Source organism: Leifsonia sp. EB41, from assembly GCF_041262565.1.
In the GTDB taxonomy this organism is placed as follows: Bacteria; Actinomycetota; Actinomycetes; order Actinomycetales; family Microbacteriaceae; genus Leifsonia.
On the sequence record NZ_JBGCCJ010000001.1, the window covers coordinates 3,504,314 to 3,520,650 of the forward strand.

At 71.0% G+C, this 16,337-nt stretch carries 17 protein-coding genes; 6 read left to right on the forward strand and 11 right to left on the reverse strand.

Annotation, left to right across the window (positions count from 1 at the left end; all coding sequences use genetic code 11):
* Positions 1 to 44 precede the first annotated feature (44 nt).
* Positions 45 to 431 carry a VOC family protein gene (locus tag ABH923_RS17250; RefSeq protein ID WP_370056620.1) on the forward strand — a complete coding sequence of 129 codons (387 nt, stop codon included), beginning with the start codon at positions 45 to 47 and terminating at the stop codon, positions 429 to 431.
* A gap of 11 nt (positions 432 to 442) precedes the next feature.
* Here ABH923_RS17250 and ABH923_RS17255 read toward each other — a convergent pair whose 3' ends face one another.
* Together ABH923_RS17255 and ABH923_RS17260 are read right to left on the reverse strand one after the other, a co-directional pair.
* Positions 443 to 1,528 carry an NADH:flavin oxidoreductase/NADH oxidase gene (locus ABH923_RS17255; protein ID WP_370056621.1) on the reverse strand — a complete coding sequence of 362 codons (1,086 nt, stop codon included), beginning with the start codon at positions 1,526 to 1,528 and terminating at the stop codon, positions 443 to 445.
* 8 nt (positions 1,529 to 1,536) lie between these two features.
* Positions 1,537 to 2,154, reverse strand: coding sequence for an HAD family hydrolase (locus ABH923_RS17260; protein ID WP_370056622.1), 618 nt, complete (start codon positions 2,152 to 2,154; stop codon positions 1,537 to 1,539).
* Between the two features lie 63 nt (positions 2,155 to 2,217).
* Between ABH923_RS17260 and ABH923_RS17265 the strand changes: the two genes are divergently transcribed.
* The 4 genes from ABH923_RS17265 to ABH923_RS17280 all read left to right on the forward strand — a co-directional run bounded on the left by ABH923_RS17265 (position 2,218) and on the right by ABH923_RS17280 (position 5,123).
* The gene (locus ABH923_RS17265) at positions 2,218 to 3,090 is read left to right on the forward strand and encodes an NAD(P)H-hydrate dehydratase (RefSeq protein WP_370056623.1); all 873 of its coding nucleotides are present in this window, start codon (positions 2,218 to 2,220) and stop codon (positions 3,088 to 3,090) included.
* Positions 3,091 to 3,158: 68 nt separating this feature from the next.
* Positions 3,159 to 4,505, forward strand: coding sequence for a hypothetical protein (locus ABH923_RS17270; RefSeq protein WP_370056624.1), 1,347 nt, complete (start codon positions 3,159 to 3,161; stop codon positions 4,503 to 4,505).
* Between the two features lie 81 nt (positions 4,506 to 4,586).
* Complete coding sequence (locus ABH923_RS17275) at positions 4,587 to 4,907, forward strand: MTH1187 family thiamine-binding protein (RefSeq protein ID WP_370056625.1); 321 nt, start codon at positions 4,587 to 4,589, stop codon at positions 4,905 to 4,907.
* Positions 4,908 to 5,123, forward strand: a complete 216-nt coding sequence (locus ABH923_RS17280; protein WP_370056626.1) for a hypothetical protein — start codon at positions 4,908 to 4,910, stop codon at positions 5,121 to 5,123. It begins immediately after the preceding gene.
* Between the two features lie 7 nt (positions 5,124 to 5,130).
* Here the strand turns inward: ABH923_RS17280 and ABH923_RS17285 are convergent, their stop codons facing one another.
* From ABH923_RS17285 to ABH923_RS17315, 7 genes are all read right to left on the reverse strand, one after another.
* On the reverse strand, positions 5,131 to 6,411 hold the full coding sequence (locus tag ABH923_RS17285; RefSeq protein WP_370056627.1) for an MFS transporter: 1,281 nt from the start codon (positions 6,409 to 6,411) through the stop codon (positions 5,131 to 5,133).
* Between the two features lie 133 nt (positions 6,412 to 6,544).
* Positions 6,545 to 7,198, reverse strand: a complete 654-nt coding sequence (locus tag ABH923_RS17290) for a response regulator transcription factor (protein ID WP_345836675.1) — start codon at positions 7,196 to 7,198, stop codon at positions 6,545 to 6,547.
* Positions 7,199 to 7,248: 50 nt separating this feature from the next.
* Positions 7,249 to 8,538, reverse strand: coding sequence for a hypothetical protein (locus ABH923_RS17295; protein WP_370056628.1), 1,290 nt, complete (start codon positions 8,536 to 8,538; stop codon positions 7,249 to 7,251).
* Entirely contained in the window at positions 8,535 to 9,701 is a 1,167-nt protein-coding gene (locus ABH923_RS17300) for a sensor histidine kinase (protein ID WP_370056629.1), read from the reverse strand. The genes ABH923_RS17295 and ABH923_RS17300 overlap by 4 nt, the downstream gene beginning before the upstream one ends.
* Positions 9,702 to 9,717: 16 nt before the next feature.
* Entirely contained in the window at positions 9,718 to 10,923 is a 1,206-nt protein-coding gene (locus ABH923_RS17305) for a homoserine O-acetyltransferase (RefSeq protein ID WP_370056630.1), read from the reverse strand.
* 56 nt (positions 10,924 to 10,979) lie between these two features.
* A complete protein-coding gene (locus tag ABH923_RS17310; protein ID WP_370056631.1) occupies positions 10,980 to 11,696 on the reverse strand; it encodes a potassium channel family protein in 717 nt (238 codons plus the stop codon).
* 2 nt (positions 11,697 to 11,698) lie between these two features.
* Complete coding sequence (locus ABH923_RS17315; protein WP_370056632.1) at positions 11,699 to 12,475, reverse strand: SDR family oxidoreductase; 777 nt, start codon at positions 12,473 to 12,475, stop codon at positions 11,699 to 11,701.
* A gap of 131 nt (positions 12,476 to 12,606) precedes the next feature.
* Here ABH923_RS17315 and ABH923_RS17320 point away from each other — a divergent pair, with 131 nt between their 5' ends.
* Entirely contained in the window at positions 12,607 to 13,929 is a 1,323-nt protein-coding gene (locus ABH923_RS17320) for a bifunctional o-acetylhomoserine/o-acetylserine sulfhydrylase (RefSeq protein WP_370056633.1), read from the forward strand.
* Between the two features lie 85 nt (positions 13,930 to 14,014).
* Here ABH923_RS17320 and ABH923_RS17325 read toward each other — a convergent pair whose 3' ends face one another.
* Both ABH923_RS17325 and ABH923_RS17330 read right to left on the reverse strand, forming a co-directional pair.
* Positions 14,015 to 14,806, reverse strand: coding sequence for a nucleotidyltransferase domain-containing protein (locus ABH923_RS17325; RefSeq protein WP_370056634.1), 792 nt, complete (start codon positions 14,804 to 14,806; stop codon positions 14,015 to 14,017).
* Positions 14,807 to 14,828: 22 nt separating this feature from the next.
* Complete coding sequence (locus ABH923_RS17330) at positions 14,829 to 16,328, reverse strand: MFS transporter (RefSeq protein ID WP_370056635.1); 1,500 nt, start codon at positions 16,326 to 16,328, stop codon at positions 14,829 to 14,831.
* Between the last annotated feature and the right edge of the window lie 9 nt (positions 16,329 to 16,337).

The following is a 16,337-nucleotide window of genomic DNA, read 5'->3' on the forward strand; positions in this document are numbered from 1 at the left end:
ACCGGCGAGTAGCATGCCGCGCGGAAAGAAGAGGAGGAATTCTCATGTTGTCGTCGAGCAAGACGTACTCCGTCCTTCCTGCTTCGGACCTGGCGCGCGCCACGGCGTGGTTCCGCGACAAGCTCGAACTCGAACCGGAGGACACCAGTGAGCAGGGGGTCCGCTACCGCACGGGCGGGGACTCCTGGATCTACATCTACGAGACATCCAACGCCGGCACTGCGCAGAACACCGCCATGTGCTGGCTGGTGGACGACATCGTCGCCGAGATGGACCACCTGCGCGGCAGGGGAGTGCAGTTCGCGGACTACGACTTCCCCGGCCTGAAGACCGAGAACGGGGTGGCGACGGACGACACCGGCAAGTCGGCCTGGTTCCAGGACAGCGAGGGCAACTACCTCTGCCTGACCCAGCCCATCACGCCTATGTGACGCCCGGGGCCTCAGCCCCGCCAGACCGCGCGCAGGTACTGCGGCGGCCAGTAGTCGATCCTGACGCCGAGCTCGTGAGCGGCCCGCAGCGGGAAGTGCGGGTCGCGCAGGAGTTCGCGCGCCAGCATGACCGCGTCGGCGCTGCCGCCCTCCACGATGTCGGCCGCCTGCTGCGGCGTCGTGATGAGGCCGACCGCGCTCACGTCCACCTCGGCCGAGCTGCGCACGTGCTCGGCGAACGGCACCTGGTAGCCGGGCTGCAGCGGGATGCGCACGCCGGTCTGGATGCCGCCGGAGGAGATGTCGAAGAAGTCGGCGCCGGCCTCCTGCGCCCAGCCGGCGACGGTCGCCGTCTGCTGCTCGTCCCAGCCGCCCGGCGTCCAGTCGCTGCCGGAGAACCGCACGAACAGCGGCAGGTCGTCGCCGATCTCCTCGCGCACCGCGGCGACGATGCGCAGCAGCAGCCGCGCGCGGTTCTCGAGCGAGCCGCCGTACTCGTCGGTGCGGTGGTTGGCGATGGGCGAGAGGAACTCGTGCAGCAGGTAGCCGTGCGCGGCGTGCAGCTCCAGGATGCGGAAGCCCACGTCGACCGCCCGTCGGGCCGCTGCGCGGAAGTCGCCGACGATCGTGTCGATTCCGGCCGAGTCCAATTCCTGCGGCACGGCAAGGTCGCCGAACGCGATCGGGGAGGGCGCGACGGCCGTCCAGCCGCCCTCCTCGGCCGGGACGGAGCCGTGCCGGTCCTCGAAGCCCCAGGCCGGCCAGCTCGACGCCTTGCGGCCGGCGTGCGCGAGCTGGATGGCGGGCACCGCGCCCTGCGACGCGACGAACTCCACGATCGGCCGCCAGGCCTCCGCCTGCTCGCCGGACCAGATGCCGGTGTCGCGCGGCGAGATGCGGCCCTCCGGGCTGACGGCGGTCGCCTCCGTGAAGACGATCCCGCTGCCTCCCGTCGCGAGCGAGCCCAGGTGGACGAGCTGCCAGGTCTGCGGCACCCCCGAGTGGTCGAGCACGGAGTACTGGCACATCGGGGAGGTCCAGATCCGGTTGCGGACCGTCACGCCGCGCAGGGTCAGCGGATCGAAGAGCGAAGTCATACTCGTAACTAAGCCGCCAGAGTCTGGAGATATGCCCGGAGGTCGTCGGCCGACGTGTAGACGTGCCCGGCGATCCCGAGCGCGCGGGCGCCCTCCACGTTCTCGGCCTTGTTGTCGATGAACACGGTCTGGGCGGGCGTCACGCCGAGCTCGGCCATGACGTGCTCGAAGATCTCCGCGCTCGGCTTCACCGTTCCCAGCTCGCCGCTGACGAACACCTGCTCGAACAGGTCGCCGAGCGTGCCGTGCCGGAAGTAGGAGCCGAAGTCGCGGCCCGCGTTCGATAGCAGCGCCAGCCGGGTGCCGCCCTCCTTGAGGTCGAGCAGCACTTGGAGCGTGTCGTGGTCGATGCTCAGCCAGCTCCGGAAGTCCGCGAGCCACAGCCGGTGGATCGTCGCGTCCTCCCAGCTCTCGCCGAGCTCCCGCTCGATGCCGCGCCAGTACTGCTGGATCGACACCGTACCCTGGTCGAGCGCGTTGCGGTGCCGCCAGTACGCCGGCCAGAACTGCTCGGCGTCGCCACCGGCGATCCCGACGAGCGCGGTGCGGTCCGCGTCGCTCGGGGTGACCGAGATGACCTCGCCGTAGTCGAAGACGACCACCGTTCCGGGGATGGAGATGCTCACTACTTCAACCTATCGTGGGCCAGGGAAGTTCGATGGAGGAGATGGCGAGGTTCGATGGAGGAGATGACGGTCCCGTCCGACCTCGCGGTGGGGACGGCCTGGAGCGGTGAGCTCGCCCGCGGCTGGATCGCGGTGCCCACCGAGTCCGACGACAAGTACTCGCGCGGAGTGCTCGGGATGGTCACCGGCTCCGCGCGCTATCCCGGCGCCGCCGTGCTCGGGGCCGAGGCGGCCGCCCGCACCGGCGTGGGGATGATCCGGTACCTGGGCGCCGAGCACGCCGCGCACGAGGTGCTGCGCCGCAGGCCCGAGGTCGTCTCGGCGCCCGGACGCGTGCAGGCGTGGCTCCTCGGCTCCGGGATGGACGCCGACGACCGCGACGACGGCGACCTCCGCCGGCTCCGTGAGGCGCTCGACGACGGGACCCCGCTGGTGATCGACGCCGGCGCGCTCGACCTGGTGAGGCGGGCGCGCGGGCCGGTCGTGATCACCCCGCACTACCGCGAGCTGTCGAAGGCGCTCGCTGCGGCGGCCGACGACGGCGCTCCCACGCCGGAGCCCGACGAGATCCGCCAGGACCCGGGAGGCTGGGCCGAGCGCGCGGCCTCCGCCCTCGGCGCGACGGTGCTGCTGAAGGGCCACACCACCCATGTCGCCACCCCCGACGGCTCGCGCGTCGCCGTCACGGCCGGGCCGCCGTGGCTCGCGACGGCCGGCAGCGGCGACGTGCTCGGCGGCGTCCTCGGCGCGCTCGTCGCGACGCACGCCGACGCCGTCCGGGAGCGCGGGCACGAGGCGCTCGCGGCTCTCGCGGCGACCGCCGCCTGGGTGCACGGCCGGGCCGGCGAGGCAGCCTCGCAGGGCGGCCCGGTAGCGGCTCTCGACGTGGCGGAGGCCGTCCCGGTGGTGCTGCGGAGGCTGCTCGCGGGAAGCTGAGCGACCTCGCACGCTGGCGGCCCTCCCGGGGCGGCACCATCGATACCCGTCCCATAAGATGAGGCGCTATGGGGATAGACGCCGCGGGGATGGACGCCGCTCCGGTACCGGTTCCAGCGCCGCAGGACGCGTCGACTCTGCGCCGGGTCGCGGCCAGCCCGCTGAGCCTGTGGATCGGCTTCCTCGTCGTCCACCTCGTCATCGGCGGCCTCGGACTCCTGCAGCACACGGGCCTCGGCGACGTCTTCTGGGTCTACAAGCCGTGGGCGCAGCTCGCCGCGCAGGGCACTGAGATCGTCGGCCTCAACGCCGACTGGGTGTACCCGTTCGGCGCGATCGTGCCGATCATGCTGCCGCTGCTCTTCGGCGACGACAACTACCTCGGCGGCTGGCTGACCATGGTCATGCTGCTGAACGCCGCCGCGTTCGCCGTCCTCATCGTCGGACGCGAGCCGCGCCGTCTCGTCGCCGCCTGGTGGTGGCTGGGCTTCCTGCTGCTCCTCGGTCCGATCGCGGTCGGCCGCCTCGACGCCGTGTCCGGCTCGCTCTCGATCATCGGGCTGCTCTGGCTGACCTTCCACGAGCGCGCCGCCGTCGTGGTGCTCACCATCGCCACCTGGATCAAGGTGTGGCCGGCCGCCATCATCGTCGCCGCCGTGGTCGCGATGAAGACGCGCTGGCGCATCGTGGTGACCGGAGCGGTGACCAGCCTCATCATCGTGGCCGTGCCGCTCATCTTCGGCGGCGGCATGCACGTCCTCAGCTTCATCACGGCGCAGACCGGACGCGGCATCCAGATCGAGGCGCCCGTCGCGACCTTCTGGATGTGGCAGGCCGCGTTCCACGTCCCCGACGCCGTCGTCTACTACGACAGGGACCTGCTCACCTTCCAGGTGACCGGCCAGGGGACGGTGGAGGCCGGCGCCCTGATGAACCCGCTGCTCGCGATCACCGTGCTCGTCGTCGCGCTCATCGGCATCCGCTCGCTCCGGCGCGGGACGCCGTACACACGCATCCTCCCCGAGCTGTCGCTGGCGCTGGTGACGGCCTTCATCGCGTTCAACAAGGTGGGCTCGCCGCAGTACATCGTCTGGCTCGCCGCCCCGGTCGTGATCGGGCTGGTGTACCAGGGCCGAGGGTTCAAGACGCCGGCGATCCTGGTGCTGACCACGGCGGCGCTCACCCAGCTCATCTATCCGTACCTGTACGACGGCCTCCTCGTCCCGCTGCCCGCGATGGTCGCGGTGCTCACGGCGCGCAACCTGATGTACTTCGTCATCCTCGGCTGGACCATCGGGGCGCTCTGGCGCAAGCGGCACCGGGACGAGGCGGCGGGCGACCTGCTGCCGGCGCACGCGTGGCCGTTCCGCTCGGCGCCGGATGCGCACCCGGTTCCCGTGAGCGAGGCGCCGTAGCCCGGGCTCGCGTCTCCGCTCCCTCCTAGACTGGTTCGGGTGCCGGACGTACCATCCCGGTGCACGACACAAGGAGGGCTCATGCTGGTCGCATTCTCGGTTGCTCCGAGCGGGGGAGAGGCGCCGGACGCCTCGGTGCACGACGCGGTCGCCGCCGCGGTCCGGATCGTCCGCGAGTCGGGCCTCCCGAACCGTACGAACTCGATGTTCACCGAGCTCGAGGGCGAGTGGGACGAGGTCTTCGACGTGATCCGCCGCGCCACGGAGGCCGTCGGCGCCTACGGCACGCGCGTCTCGCTGGTGCTGAAGGCCGACATCCGCCCCGGCCACACGGGCGAGCTCGACGGCAAGGTCGAACGGCTGGAGGCCGCGCTGCGGCAGGGCGAGGCGGCGGGCGAGTAGGTGGATCCGAACCCGCTCCTCACGATCGGCTACTTCGTGCTGCTCTACGGGTGGCCGATCTACCTGCCGGTGCTCGTGCTCATCGCGGGCACCCTCACGGGCGCCGTGGTCGTCGCGATCGTCGGCGCGGTCCGGTCCGGTCTCCGCCGCCCGGAGCGGTCGGAGCAAGGCGTGGACGTGGACGTGGCGGAATTCTTCGAGGACGGGGCGCGGTAGCCGCCGGTCAGTCGATCGGGACGGGGTCGGGGTGCTGCGCGTGCACGACCCCGGTGTCCACCCCGCGCCGGGCGCGCGAGTGGTCGATCCCGAACGACACCAGCGCGAGCACGATGCCTGCGACCGCGAGGATCGCGCCGACGACGATCGGCGAGAGGTAGCCGAAGCCTGCCGCGATGGTCAGGCCGCCGAGGAAGGCGCCGGAGGCGTTCGCGATGTTGAGCGCCGAGTGGTTGAGTGCCGCCGCGATCGACTGGCTGTCGTGGGCGACGTCCATCAGGCGGGTCTGGATCATCGGCGACAGCGCGGAGGCGGCAGCGGCGATGACGAAGACCGAGATCAGGAGGCCGACGAGACTCCACGCGGTGAAGAACAGCGCGGCCAGTCCGGCGAGCATGATCGCGAAGAACACCAGCATCCCGCGTTCGACGCTGCGGTCGGCCATCCGTCCGCCGAGCAGGTTGCCGACCGTCATCCCGATGCCGATCAGGATGAGGACCAGCGGGACGGCCGAAGCGGAGAGCCCGGTGACCGTCGTGACCATCGGCGCCACGTACGTGTAGACCGCGAAGAAGCCGCCGAAGCCGATCGCGCCGATGAGCAGCGCCAGCCAGACCTGGAGGCGGGTGAAGGCCCTCAGCTCGTTGCGCAGCGTGGCCTTCGGGTCCCCCGCCTGCCACGGCACCAGGAGTGCGACGGCGGCGAAGGTGAGGGCGAAGATCGCGGCGACCACGATGTAGGCGATGCGCCAGCCGTGCTGCTGCCCGATCCAGGTGATGAACGGGACGCCGATGACGTTCGCGATGGTGAGCCCCGAGAGCACGAACGCGACGCCCTGGCCGCGCTTGCCCGGTCCCATCAGCGACGCGGCGACAAGGGAGGCGATGCCGAAGTACGCGCCGTGCGGCAGCGCGGAGAGGAACCGGGCGACCAGTACGAGCTGGAAGGTCGGGGCGAGCGCCGACGCGATCGTGCCGATCGTGAAGGCGACGAGCAGCCAGAGCAGCAGCTTCTTGCGCGGCCAGCGCGCGGCGAACGCGGCGATGGTCGGCGCCCCGACGACGACGCCGAGCGCGTAGGCCGAGATGATCCAGCCGGCCTGCGCGTTGGCGGCCGTCGGGGAGGCCGCGTAGAGCTGGGGCAGGAGGTCGTGGGCGATGTTCGGCAGCAGGCCCATGGCGACGAATTCGGTCGAGCCGATGCCGAAGCCGCCGAGGGCGAGCGCGAGGAGCGCAAGACGAGTACGGGCCGGCGACAACGTCGTCGGCCCGTCGATTACCGGGTTCACCGTGAAAGTCTATCGAATCGTTTCGACTATGACGTTTCAATCACGTTACGACCAAACGAACTGACAGAACACGCCGCCTGCGCGCGGCGCGAGACGGCGTGTCCTGTCAGGTGGATTGCGCGGGCGGTGCGCGTCAGTCGTTCTGGAGGAGGATGCCGTCCTGGATGGCGCGCTTGCGGAGGGCGACCTTGGTGCCGACGTCGTAGCCGGCCACGCGGTACTTCTCGCGGATGCGCTTGAGGTAGCTCTTGGCCGTCTCGTCCGAGATGCCGAGCTGGAAGGCCACGGCCTTCACCGGCTCGCCCGCGCCGTACAGCGCCATCACGCGGCGCTCCTGCGCGCTCAGCTTGGGCGCGCCACCCAGCTCGCCCGCATTGAGCGCGAGGTCGAGCTCGGCGGAGATGAAGGACTCGCCCTTGCTCGCGGCGCGGATGGCCTCCACGATCATCTCGGCGTCCTCGCTCTTGACGAGGTAGCCGAGGGCGCCGGCGGCCAGCGCCTCGCGCACGACGGCCGGCTCCGAGTACGTGCTCATCAGCACGGTGCGCACGCCGGTCGTCTTCAGCGTCGACAGCTTCAGCGAGATCGGGATGTTGTCCTTGAGGTCGAGGTCGAGCAGCACGACGTCCACCGGGAACTCGGGGTGCGTCAGCAGCTCCGGCCAGCTCGCGACGGCCGCGACCATGCTGATGTCGTCGGCAGCACCCCTGATCCACTCGGTGAGTGCGCCGAGGAGCATCTTGTGATCGTCGACGATGGCGATCCTGATGGGGGGAGTCTCGCTCATGAGCAGCCCTTTCTTCCGGTGTGACCGGTCTTCCTGGTTGGCCGGCTGGGTCAGGTCAGCTCGGCCGTCGTGTCGCTCACGGTGGTGATCTCGATCCGCAACGCCGAATCGCTGAACGACTCGGCGTGACGCCCCACCTTACGGATAGCTTGCCACGCCGCAGGGTCTACCCCGTTTCGCGGCACACCGGTGGTCGTGATCACGATGCCCATTGTGGCACCCGTGGCGACGGCCGACCCGGCGGCGACCTGCGGCCCGGCGGCGCGCACGATGTCGAGGGTGAGGCTGCGGGTCTGGCCGGCGCCGGAGCGCACCGGGTCGCTGATGATCAGCCAGACCGCGGTGAGGAGGCCGTCGCGCTGGTCGCGGGTGAGACCGGCGGCGAGGCCGTCCGGGTCGCTGAGGGTCACCGTCGGGCCGAGCAGCGCCGACTCCGTGACCGCGTGGTACAGCCAGGTCTCCTTGCGGCCCTGGATCAGGTGCAGGCGCAGCTCGGTGGCGATCGAGGCCGCCTGGTCCGCGGTCGCCTCGTCGAGCGGGAGGGCGGTGCGGCCGGTCGCGACGCCGTCGAGCAGCCGCTCGGCCGCGAGGTCGAGCCTGGCGAGCTCCTCCGAGGCCATCATCCCGACCGCGTAGCCGGGGGAGGACACCGTGCTCTGCGCCTGGACGAGGTCCAGCTCCAGCTGGACCAGCGTGCTGAGCGAGCGGACGATCTCCACACCGACGAGCGGCGGGGCGACGGCGATCGCGACGGTCGCGATGCCGGGCCCGAGCATCTGGATGTCGTGGAACGACCGCAGCAGCAGGACGACGGACAGCGCCACCCCGAGCGCCGCCGTCGCGACGAGGATGTCGCGCGCCGGACGCACTGGCACGCACAGCAGCAGCGCCGGGCCGACCGAGGCGGCCGCGGTGAGCGGGAGCCAGTCCGTCGGAGACGCCGTGCCGAGGACGTCGAGCACCACGACCGCCGCCCACAGCACGAGCGCGACGCCGAACAGCCAGTCCGGCAGCACGTCGGGCAGCCGGAAGCGGAGGACGAGCGCCGTCACCAGGGTGGCGATCAGCACGGCCCACGCGGCGATGCTGAACGGCAGGTTCGGGTAGTACGGCGCGGTGATGACCATGATCGCGAACAGGAAGGCGATCAGCGCGATGGAGGCGACGTTGAAGCCGAGGTCGAGTCGCGCCCGCCCGAGGGCGTCGCGCTCCTGCCGGCCGCGCGGGAGCGACGCGGCCCCCAGCTTGGCGGTGCCCGACGTGCCGGGCTTGGGCGCGCCGGGCACGCGGCCGCCCAGGATCCCGCGGGAGATCGGGATGGTGCGATCGTTCCTGGTCACTTCGGCACCTCCAGCACGACGGTGGTCCCGCTGCCCGGCGACGAGAACAGCCGGGCGTTGCCGCCGACGTCTCGCAGCCGGGCGACGATCGACTCGGTGAAGCCGAGCCTGCCCTCCTCGATGCTCGCGACGTCGAAGCCCTTGCCCGCGTCGGTGACCATCGCGCGCACGGTGGTCTCGTCGTCGGTGATGGTCACGTGCGCCTCGAGGACGCCGGAGTGCCTGCGCACGTTCTCCAGGCACTCGCCGAGCGCCAGCAGGAACGAGTCGAGCACGTCGCTGGGCAGCAGCACCTGGCCGGCCCCGTGCCAGTTGACCTCCAGCCCCATCCGGCGGAAGCGCTGCTTCACCGATTCGAGCGTGTTGCCGAGGGTGGACTCCTCCACGGGCTTCAGCCGGTAGTCGCCGGAACGCGCAGGGTCGGGGGTGAAGCCGAGCCGGAGCTGGCGGAGCAGCGCCGCGTCCTCCGCGGCCTGCTCGCGCAGCGCGCCGACGCCGACTCCGACACCGGAGTGGGCCAGCAGTGTGAGCGTGGCGAGCACGGTGTCGTGCAGCAGGCGCGCGCCCTGGCGGCGGCGCGCCTCCGTCTCGCTGGCCTGCCGCTCCACCCGGTAGGCGCGGCTCATGGTGGAGATGCGCTTCAGGCTCCGCGGCACCGCCCGCGACAGCCAGATGCCGGTCGCGGTCAGGGCGACCCAGCCGGCCGCGATGAAGATCAGGATCTCGACCAGCAGCGATCCGCCGCCCCGCACCGCGAGCACCGTCGCGCCGATGGTCGCGACGCCGGCCAGGACGGCCACCACCGTACGGGTGCGGGAGGTCGGTGCGACCACCGAGACGCTGGCGATCCCGACCGCGCCGACGACGCCGATCGTGGTCAGCGCGGACGGACCGAGTCCGGTCCGCGGGAGCAGGTGCAGGAGCATGAGCCCGAGCCCGGCGACCACGGTCACGCACATCCAGATCGTGAGCCGGTTGAGCGCGGTGAACTGGAACTGGGCGACGGCCATGCAGGCCAGCAGGACGAGCGAGGCGAAGTACAGGGGCAGCGGAATGGTGCCTGGAACGCTCAGGGTGAGCAATGTCGTCGCCGTGGCGGTGAGGCCGACGGTGCGGGCGGTGGTGGCGAGCAGCCGATCACGCTCCTTCTGGATGCGCGACATGCCCCTCCGTTCCCCTCTACGCCGCGAACAGCCTCCTGAGCTGCTCGCTGACGGCATCGTCCTCGATCAGGAATCCGTCGTGACCGAAGTCGGAGCGGATCACCACCGGAAGCCTACCGTCGATCGTCTCCGGGAGGTGGGATGCGATGAGCTGCTGTCCCTCGAGCGGGAAGAGCCGGTCGCTGTCGATGCCGACCACCAGAGTGCGGGATTCCACGCGTGAGAGCGCGGCCGCGAGTCCGCCGCGACCCCGTCCGACATCGTGCGAATTCATCGCCTCGACCAGCGTGAGATAGCTGTTCGCGTCGAAACGCCGGGTGAATTTGTTGCCGTGGAAGTCGAGGTACGACTCCACCGCGAACCGTCCGCCGCCCCCGAGCGGGCTGATCCCGCTCTGCCAGGCGCGCTCGAACCGCTCGTTCAGCTCTGACGGGCTGCGGTAGTTGAGCAGCGCCATCCGGCGCGCCAGCGCGAGGCCGCGGTGCGGGCCCTCGCCGTCCTTCTCGTCGTAGTAGTAGCCGCCGTGGAACAGCGGGTCGGTGCGCACCGCCTCGATCTGCACCGAGTTGAGCGCGATCTGGTCTGCGGTGGAGAACGGGGGCGCGGCGATGACCGCGAGCCGCTCGACGCGCTCCGGGAATGTCACGGCCCACTCCAGCGCCTGCATGCCGCCCATCGAGCCGCCGACGACAGCGGCCCAGCGGTCGACGCCGATGGCGTCGGCGAACGCGGCCTGCGCGTTCACCTGGTCGCGGATGGTCGTGAACGGGAAGCGCGGTCCCCACTCGGCGCCGTCCGGCGCGATCGAGGCGGGGCCGGTGGTCCCCTGGCAGCCGCCCAGCATGTTCGGCGCGACGACGAACCAGCGGTCGGTGTCGATCGCCTTGCCCGGCCCGATGATGCCCTGCCACCAGCCGGCGGTGGGATGCCCTGGGCCGTTGGCGCCGACCGCGTGGCTGTCGCCGGTCAGGGCGTGCAGCACCAGCACCGCGTTGTCGCGTGCCGCGGACAGCTCGCCCCAGGTCTCGTAGGCGACCCGGACGAACGGGAGGCTCTCGCCGCTCTCGAACGCGAACGCGCCGATCCCTGCGAACGATCGCGCCCCGGCCGGGTCGGACTCCTTCCAGGCGCCGCTCGCCGCGGGCTTGCCGAGGAGCGACCGCGCCTGAGCCTCCGTGATGAAGCTCGAGGGTGCCGTGTCCGCCGAGGTCTGCCACTCCATGCGCCCATTCTCGCGGAGCGGGGGAGTGCGCGGTGCAGTGTTACGGCCGACCGGCCTCAGCCGTCGTCGGGGCGGGGCGGGTCGGAGTCCTCGACAGGCCTCGGCCCGTCGTGCCGCTCGTGCTCGCGTTCCCTGCGGTCCCTGGCCTGCTGCGTCTGCTCGCTGAGGTAGTTGACGATGGTGGCGCTCGCGGTGCCGACGATCGCCACGCCGCCGATCATGAGCACGATCGCCAGCAGGCGCCCCGTCACCGTCACCGGGTAGTAGTCGCCGTAGCCGACGGTCGCCATCGTCACGCACGCCCACCAGAGCGAGTCGCCGAACGAGTGGATGTTGGACCCGGGGGCGTAGCGCTCCACCTGGTAGACGGCGAGCGAGATGACGTAGATGAACATCAGGACGAACGTGCCGGCGATGATGATGATGCGTCTGCGCAGGTGGCTCCCGCTCCCGCCGCGCAGGCTCGGGATGCGGAAGAGGTCGCCGATCAGGCGGAACGGCCGGGCGACCGGGATCAGCACCGACAGCAGGTCGATCACGTTGTGCTGCACGAACCTGCGCTTGTCCTCCGCGAGGTGGAAGCGCACCACGTAGTCGACGAGGAACGCCACCCAGATCAGCGCGAGCAGCGAGATGAGCGTCCCGTAGAGCAGACGGCCCATCCGCGGATCGAGCACCGTCCACGAGTACGCGACCAGGAAGACGACGCTCGCGACGACGCCCGGCCACACCGTGGCCGACTCCCACCGCCTCCGCTTCGCGTCGTCCGCCATCGTCAGTCCTTGACCGCCAGCGCGCCCTTGGCGAACCGGTAGGACGCCGCCTGCGCCACCGGCTTCACCACGATCAGGTCGAGGTCCACGTGCCGCGGCAGCTCGAGCGCGTGCACGATCGTCCCGGCGACGTCCTCCGCGGTCAGCGGCTCCGGCACGTCCTCGTAGACGGCGTCGCGGCGGGCCCGGTCGCCGTCGAAGCGGACCAGCGAGAACTCCTCGGTCGCGACCATGCCCGGTGCGACCTCCACGACGCGGATGGGCTCGCCGTTCAGCTCCAGGCGCAGCACCTCGGTGAGGGCGTGCTCGGCGAACTTCGCCGCGTTGTACCCGCCGCCGCCGACGTAGGCGTTGAGGCCGGCGATGGAGGTCAGGTTGAGGATGTCGGCGTGGCCGGTCTCCCTGGCTCCGTCGCGCAGCAGGGGGAGCAGTGCGCTGATCACGCGCTTGGTGCCGATGACGTTGATCTCGTACATCCACACCCAGTCGTCGACGCTGGAGGCCTCCACCGAGTCGAGCCCCTTGGCGCCGCCCGCGTTGTTGACGAGGGCGTGGATCGGGCCGGTCGCGGCGAGGTGGTCGCGCAGCGCGTCCACGTCCTCCTGGCGGGTCAGGTCGGCGGCGAACACCTCGGCGCCGGTCTCGGCCGCGAGCTCGTCCAGGCGCTCCTGCCGGCGCGCGACGCCGACGACCTCCCAGCCCCGCTCGCGGAACAGGCGGACCGTCGCCGCACCGATCCCCGAACTCGCACCCGTCACGACCACACGTCTGTTGCTCATGCTGCCTATTCTCACGGGTTACGGCATGTTTCGGGCACGTTGCCCACGCGCGGCCGCGAGTCTAGCGTGTGAGCGACCACCGAACGGTGCCACCCACCCGCAGGACATCACCCGAACAAGGAGCTCAAGCCATGACCGACGCCGCCGACTGGCAGTTCGAGACCAAGCAGATCCACAGCGGCGCCGCGCCGGACCCCGTGACCAACGCCCGCGCGACCCCGATCTACCAGACGACCTCCTACGTCTTCAACAACGCCCAGCACGCCAAGAACCTGTTCGCGCTCGCCGAGTTCGGCAACATCTACACCCGCATCCAGAACCCGACCCAGGCGGTCGTCGAGGAGCGCGTCGCCGCGCTCGAAGGGGGCACCGGCGCCCTCCTCGTCGCGTCGGGCCAGGCGGCGGAGACCTTCGCGGTGCTGAACATCGCACAGGCCGGCGACCACATCGTGTCGTCCAGCTCGATCTACGGCGGCACCTACAACCTGTTCAAGTACACGCTCGCCAAGCTCGGCATCGAGACCACCTTCGTGGAGAACCAGGACGACGCCGAGGAGTGGCGTCGCGCGGTCCGCCCGAACACCAAGCTGTTCTTCGCGGAGACGATCGGCAACCCGAAGATCAACATCCTCGACATCGAGCTCGTCGCCGAGGTGGCGCACGAGTCCGGCGTCCCGCTGATCGTGGACAACACGATCGCGACCCCGTACCTGATCCGCCCGTTCGAGCACGGCGCCGACATCATCGTGCACTCGGCCACCAAGTTCCTCGGCGGCCACGGCACGGTCATCGGCGGTGTCGTCGTGGACGGCGGGAAGTTCGAGTGGTCGAAGAACGCCGACAAGTTCCCCGGCCTGACCCAGCCGGACCCGTCGTACCACGGCGCCGTCTACACGGCCGCGGTCGGCGACGGCCTGGCCTACATCATCAAGGCCCGCGTCCAGCTCCTCCGCGACCTCGGCGCGGCGATCGCGCCGGCGAGCGCCTGGCAGCTCATCCAGGGCATCGAGACGCTCTCGCTGCGCGTCGAGCGGCACACCCAGAACGCGCAGGAGATCGCGGAGTTCCTGGAGGCCCACCCGGACGTGGCCACCGTGAACTACTCCGGCCTGCCGACCAGCCCGTGGTACGCCGCGGCCAACCGGTACGCCCCGAAGGGTGTCGGCGCCGTGCTGTCCTTCGAGCTCAAGGGCGGCGTGGACGCGGGCGCGGCCCTCGTCGACAGCCTGAAGCTGTTCAGCCACCTCGCCAACATCGGCGATGTGCGCAGCCTGGTCATCCACCCGGCGTCGACCACGCACTCCCAGCTCACCCCGGAGCAGCAGCTCACCGCGGGCGTGACGCCGGGACTGGTGCGCCTCTCGGTCGGCCTGGAGAACATCGACGACCTGAAGGCCGACCTGTCGGCCGGCCTCGCCGCCGCCCGCGCCGTCGCCGACGCCGCCCGGGTCTGACCCGCGCGTCCTACTCAGCCGAGGGGCACGTTGTTGTCACTTTTCCGCGAGAAAAGTGACAACGACGTGCCCCTCGGTCGTCTGCTCAGGCGCGGGCGAGGGTGACGCACTGGCGCAGTAGGGCAATGGCCTCCCGGGCGTCGGCGGTGACGAAGGTCTGGTGGTCGCCGGCGCGGTCGCGGATGGTGCGGTCGAGCAGCTCTGCGTGCTCCGGCCAGCGCGACGCGGCCCTGCGGGCGGCGTCGGTCTTCGACAGGATGCGGCCCGACTCCATCGTCTCCACCAGCCGGATCGGCCCGAGCGCCAGCCAGCGCACCGTCTCCGCGCGCACAGGGTCGCCGGGTTCGCGGTCGGCGAGCTCGGCCTCCGCACTGTCGCCCACCGGCCCCCAGAACTCGATGAGGTCGCTGCGGGAGCGGGCGCCCACCCGCGCCGCCGTGTCCGGGTGCCGGTCGGCGGTCGGCGTCCAGATCACGTCGCCGCCGTCCACGACGCCCTGCACGCCATCCTCCAGCTCCAGCCAGGTCGCCCAGTTGAGCTGACCGCCGGCAAGGGCGCTGACCAGCACGCCCTCCACCACCTGCGGTGCGGTCTCCACCTGATCCGGCCCGCGCGCGATCTCGGACTCGGTGAGGTAGACGCCGTCGATGTGCGGCGACGACTCCGCGTGCAGGGGCGCGAGGGCCGGGAGGTCGTCGACCGGGTCGCGCGTGACGACGAAGACCACGTCGATGTCGCTGACGCCGTCGTACCAGTCGCCGGTCGCCGCCGAGCCGGTCACGACCGCGCGGCTGACCAGTCCGGGCGCCAGGCGGCGCTGTTCGAGCAGGAACCGGGTGAGTGCCTCGCCGACCTGCGGCGGTAGTTGAGCGTCCATGATTCCCCCTCCGTGGCGAACCCTAGTCGATCGTCGCCGCCGTGCCCACTGCCGAATCCGCGGCGATGGTCGCCGCCTCCGCGTCGGCGAACGCCAGGCGCGGCACGAAGAACAGCAGCACCGCCGCCACCAGGGCGCCGAGCCCGCAGATCGTCCAGACCAGCATGTAGCCGAACAGGCTCGCGGCCGTGGCGGTCACGGTCGCCGCTCCCGTGAGCAGCACGACGCCGAAGACGGCGGAGGCGAAGGACCCGCCGATCGTCTTGGTCGTGTTCGTCATCGCGGTCGCGACGCCGGTCTGGCCGCGCGGGGCGGCGGCGGCCGCGGCAGCGGGGAGCGCGCCGACCAGCGCGCCGGAGCCGATGCCCGCGATCGCCATGTTGGTGAACACCTGCCAGGTCTCCAGATGGAACGGCAGGAACAGCAGGTACCCGATGGCCACCAGGAAGGACGCGCCGATGAGCGTCACGCGCGGGCTCAGCCAGGACGACACCACGGGGAAGAGCACCGCGCCGACGATCATCGAGATGAGGTAGGCGCCGATCAGGATGCTGCGCTGCCCGGCGCTGAGCCCCAGGCCGTACCCGTTGACCGGGTCGGTCCCGGCGTACGTGCTGAGCGGGGCCTGCGCGCCGAGGAGGCTGATCCCGATGAGGCCCGCGGTGAGCTGCACCGGCCACATGTTCGGCTGCCGCAGCACGCGCAGGTCGATGGCCGGGTCCTTCTGCTTCAGCTCCCAGCGCCCGAACGGGATGAAGGCGAGCACGCCGAGCACGATCAGCGCCCAGACCCACCAGGTGCCGACGCCGTTGATCCGCAGGAACGTCAGGCCGGACGTGATGAGCAGCAGGGCGAGCGTCAGGAGGATGAACCCGACGCCGTCCAGCGTCCGGCCGCGGACCGGCTCCGACTCGGGGACGCCGAACAGGATGGCGAAGAACACGAGCGTGACCGCCGCGGCGGGGACCATCAGGGTGGTCGTCACGTTCTGGCCGAACGCGTCGAACAGCAGTCCGGCCCCGATCGCGCCGACGATGGCGCCGAACTCCAGGGCCACCACGAGGAGGCCGGCCGCCCGCCGGGTGCGCGACGCCGCGGTGCCGGTGCGCCGGCCGCGGTCGAAGATGAGCGCGATCTCCAGCGGCAGCCAGACCACGTAGAAGCCCTGCAGCGCGAACGCGATGAGGTACGTCGTGAAGTCGTGCGAGAACGCGAGTGCCCAGCTCGACAGCGCGGTGAGCACAGTCGCGACCAGCAGGATCCGCTTGTGCCCGAACATGTCGCCGAGCTTCGCGAGCACTGGCACGACGAGCGCGGAGAGCAGGAGCTGGGCGGCCTCGAACCAGTTGTAGTCGGCGTCGTGGATGCCCAGATGCTTGACGATGTCGGAGATCAGCGGGACGTAGTAGCCCTGAAGGATGCCGCTGGTGAGCTCGACCAGTGCGAGCCAGCCGATCAGCGCAGCGGTCGCGCCGATCGCGGTGGTCGCCCGACGCTGGGCGACCGTCTTCTCCGATGTCATGCGCGGATG

Excerpts from the sequence above, each read along its gene's own strand:
- ABH923_RS17250 (WP_370056620.1), top strand. The coding sequence starts at position 45 with ATGTTGTCGTCGAGCAAGACGTACTCCGTCCTTCCTGCTTCGGACCTG.
- ABH923_RS17255 (WP_370056621.1), bottom strand. The coding sequence starts at position 1,528 with ATGACTTCGCTCTTCGATCCGCTGACCCTGCGCGGCGTGACGGTCCGC.
- ABH923_RS17265 (WP_370056623.1), top strand. The coding sequence starts at position 2,218 with ATGACGGTCCCGTCCGACCTCGCGGTGGGGACGGCCTGGAGCGGTGAG.
- ABH923_RS17270 (WP_370056624.1), top strand. The coding sequence starts at position 3,159 with ATGGGGATAGACGCCGCGGGGATGGACGCCGCTCCGGTACCGGTTCCA.
- ABH923_RS17275 (WP_370056625.1), top strand. The coding sequence starts at position 4,587 with ATGCTGGTCGCATTCTCGGTTGCTCCGAGCGGGGGAGAGGCGCCGGAC.
- ABH923_RS17290 (WP_345836675.1), bottom strand. The coding sequence starts at position 7,198 with ATGAGCGAGACTCCCCCCATCAGGATCGCCATCGTCGACGATCACAAG.
- ABH923_RS17300 (WP_370056629.1), bottom strand. The coding sequence starts at position 9,701 with ATGTCGCGCATCCAGAAGGAGCGTGATCGGCTGCTCGCCACCACCGCC.
- ABH923_RS17305 (WP_370056630.1), bottom strand. The coding sequence starts at position 10,923 with ATGGAGTGGCAGACCTCGGCGGACACGGCACCCTCGAGCTTCATCACG.
- ABH923_RS17310 (WP_370056631.1), bottom strand. The coding sequence starts at position 11,696 with ATGGCGGACGACGCGAAGCGGAGGCGGTGGGAGTCGGCCACGGTGTGG.
- ABH923_RS17315 (WP_370056632.1), bottom strand. The coding sequence starts at position 12,475 with ATGAGCAACAGACGTGTGGTCGTGACGGGTGCGAGTTCGGGGATCGGT.
- ABH923_RS17320 (WP_370056633.1), top strand. The coding sequence starts at position 12,607 with ATGACCGACGCCGCCGACTGGCAGTTCGAGACCAAGCAGATCCACAGC.
- ABH923_RS17325 (WP_370056634.1), bottom strand. The coding sequence starts at position 14,806 with ATGGACGCTCAACTACCGCCGCAGGTCGGCGAGGCACTCACCCGGTTC.
- ABH923_RS17330 (WP_370056635.1), bottom strand. The coding sequence starts at position 16,328 with ATGACATCGGAGAAGACGGTCGCCCAGCGTCGGGCGACCACCGCGATC.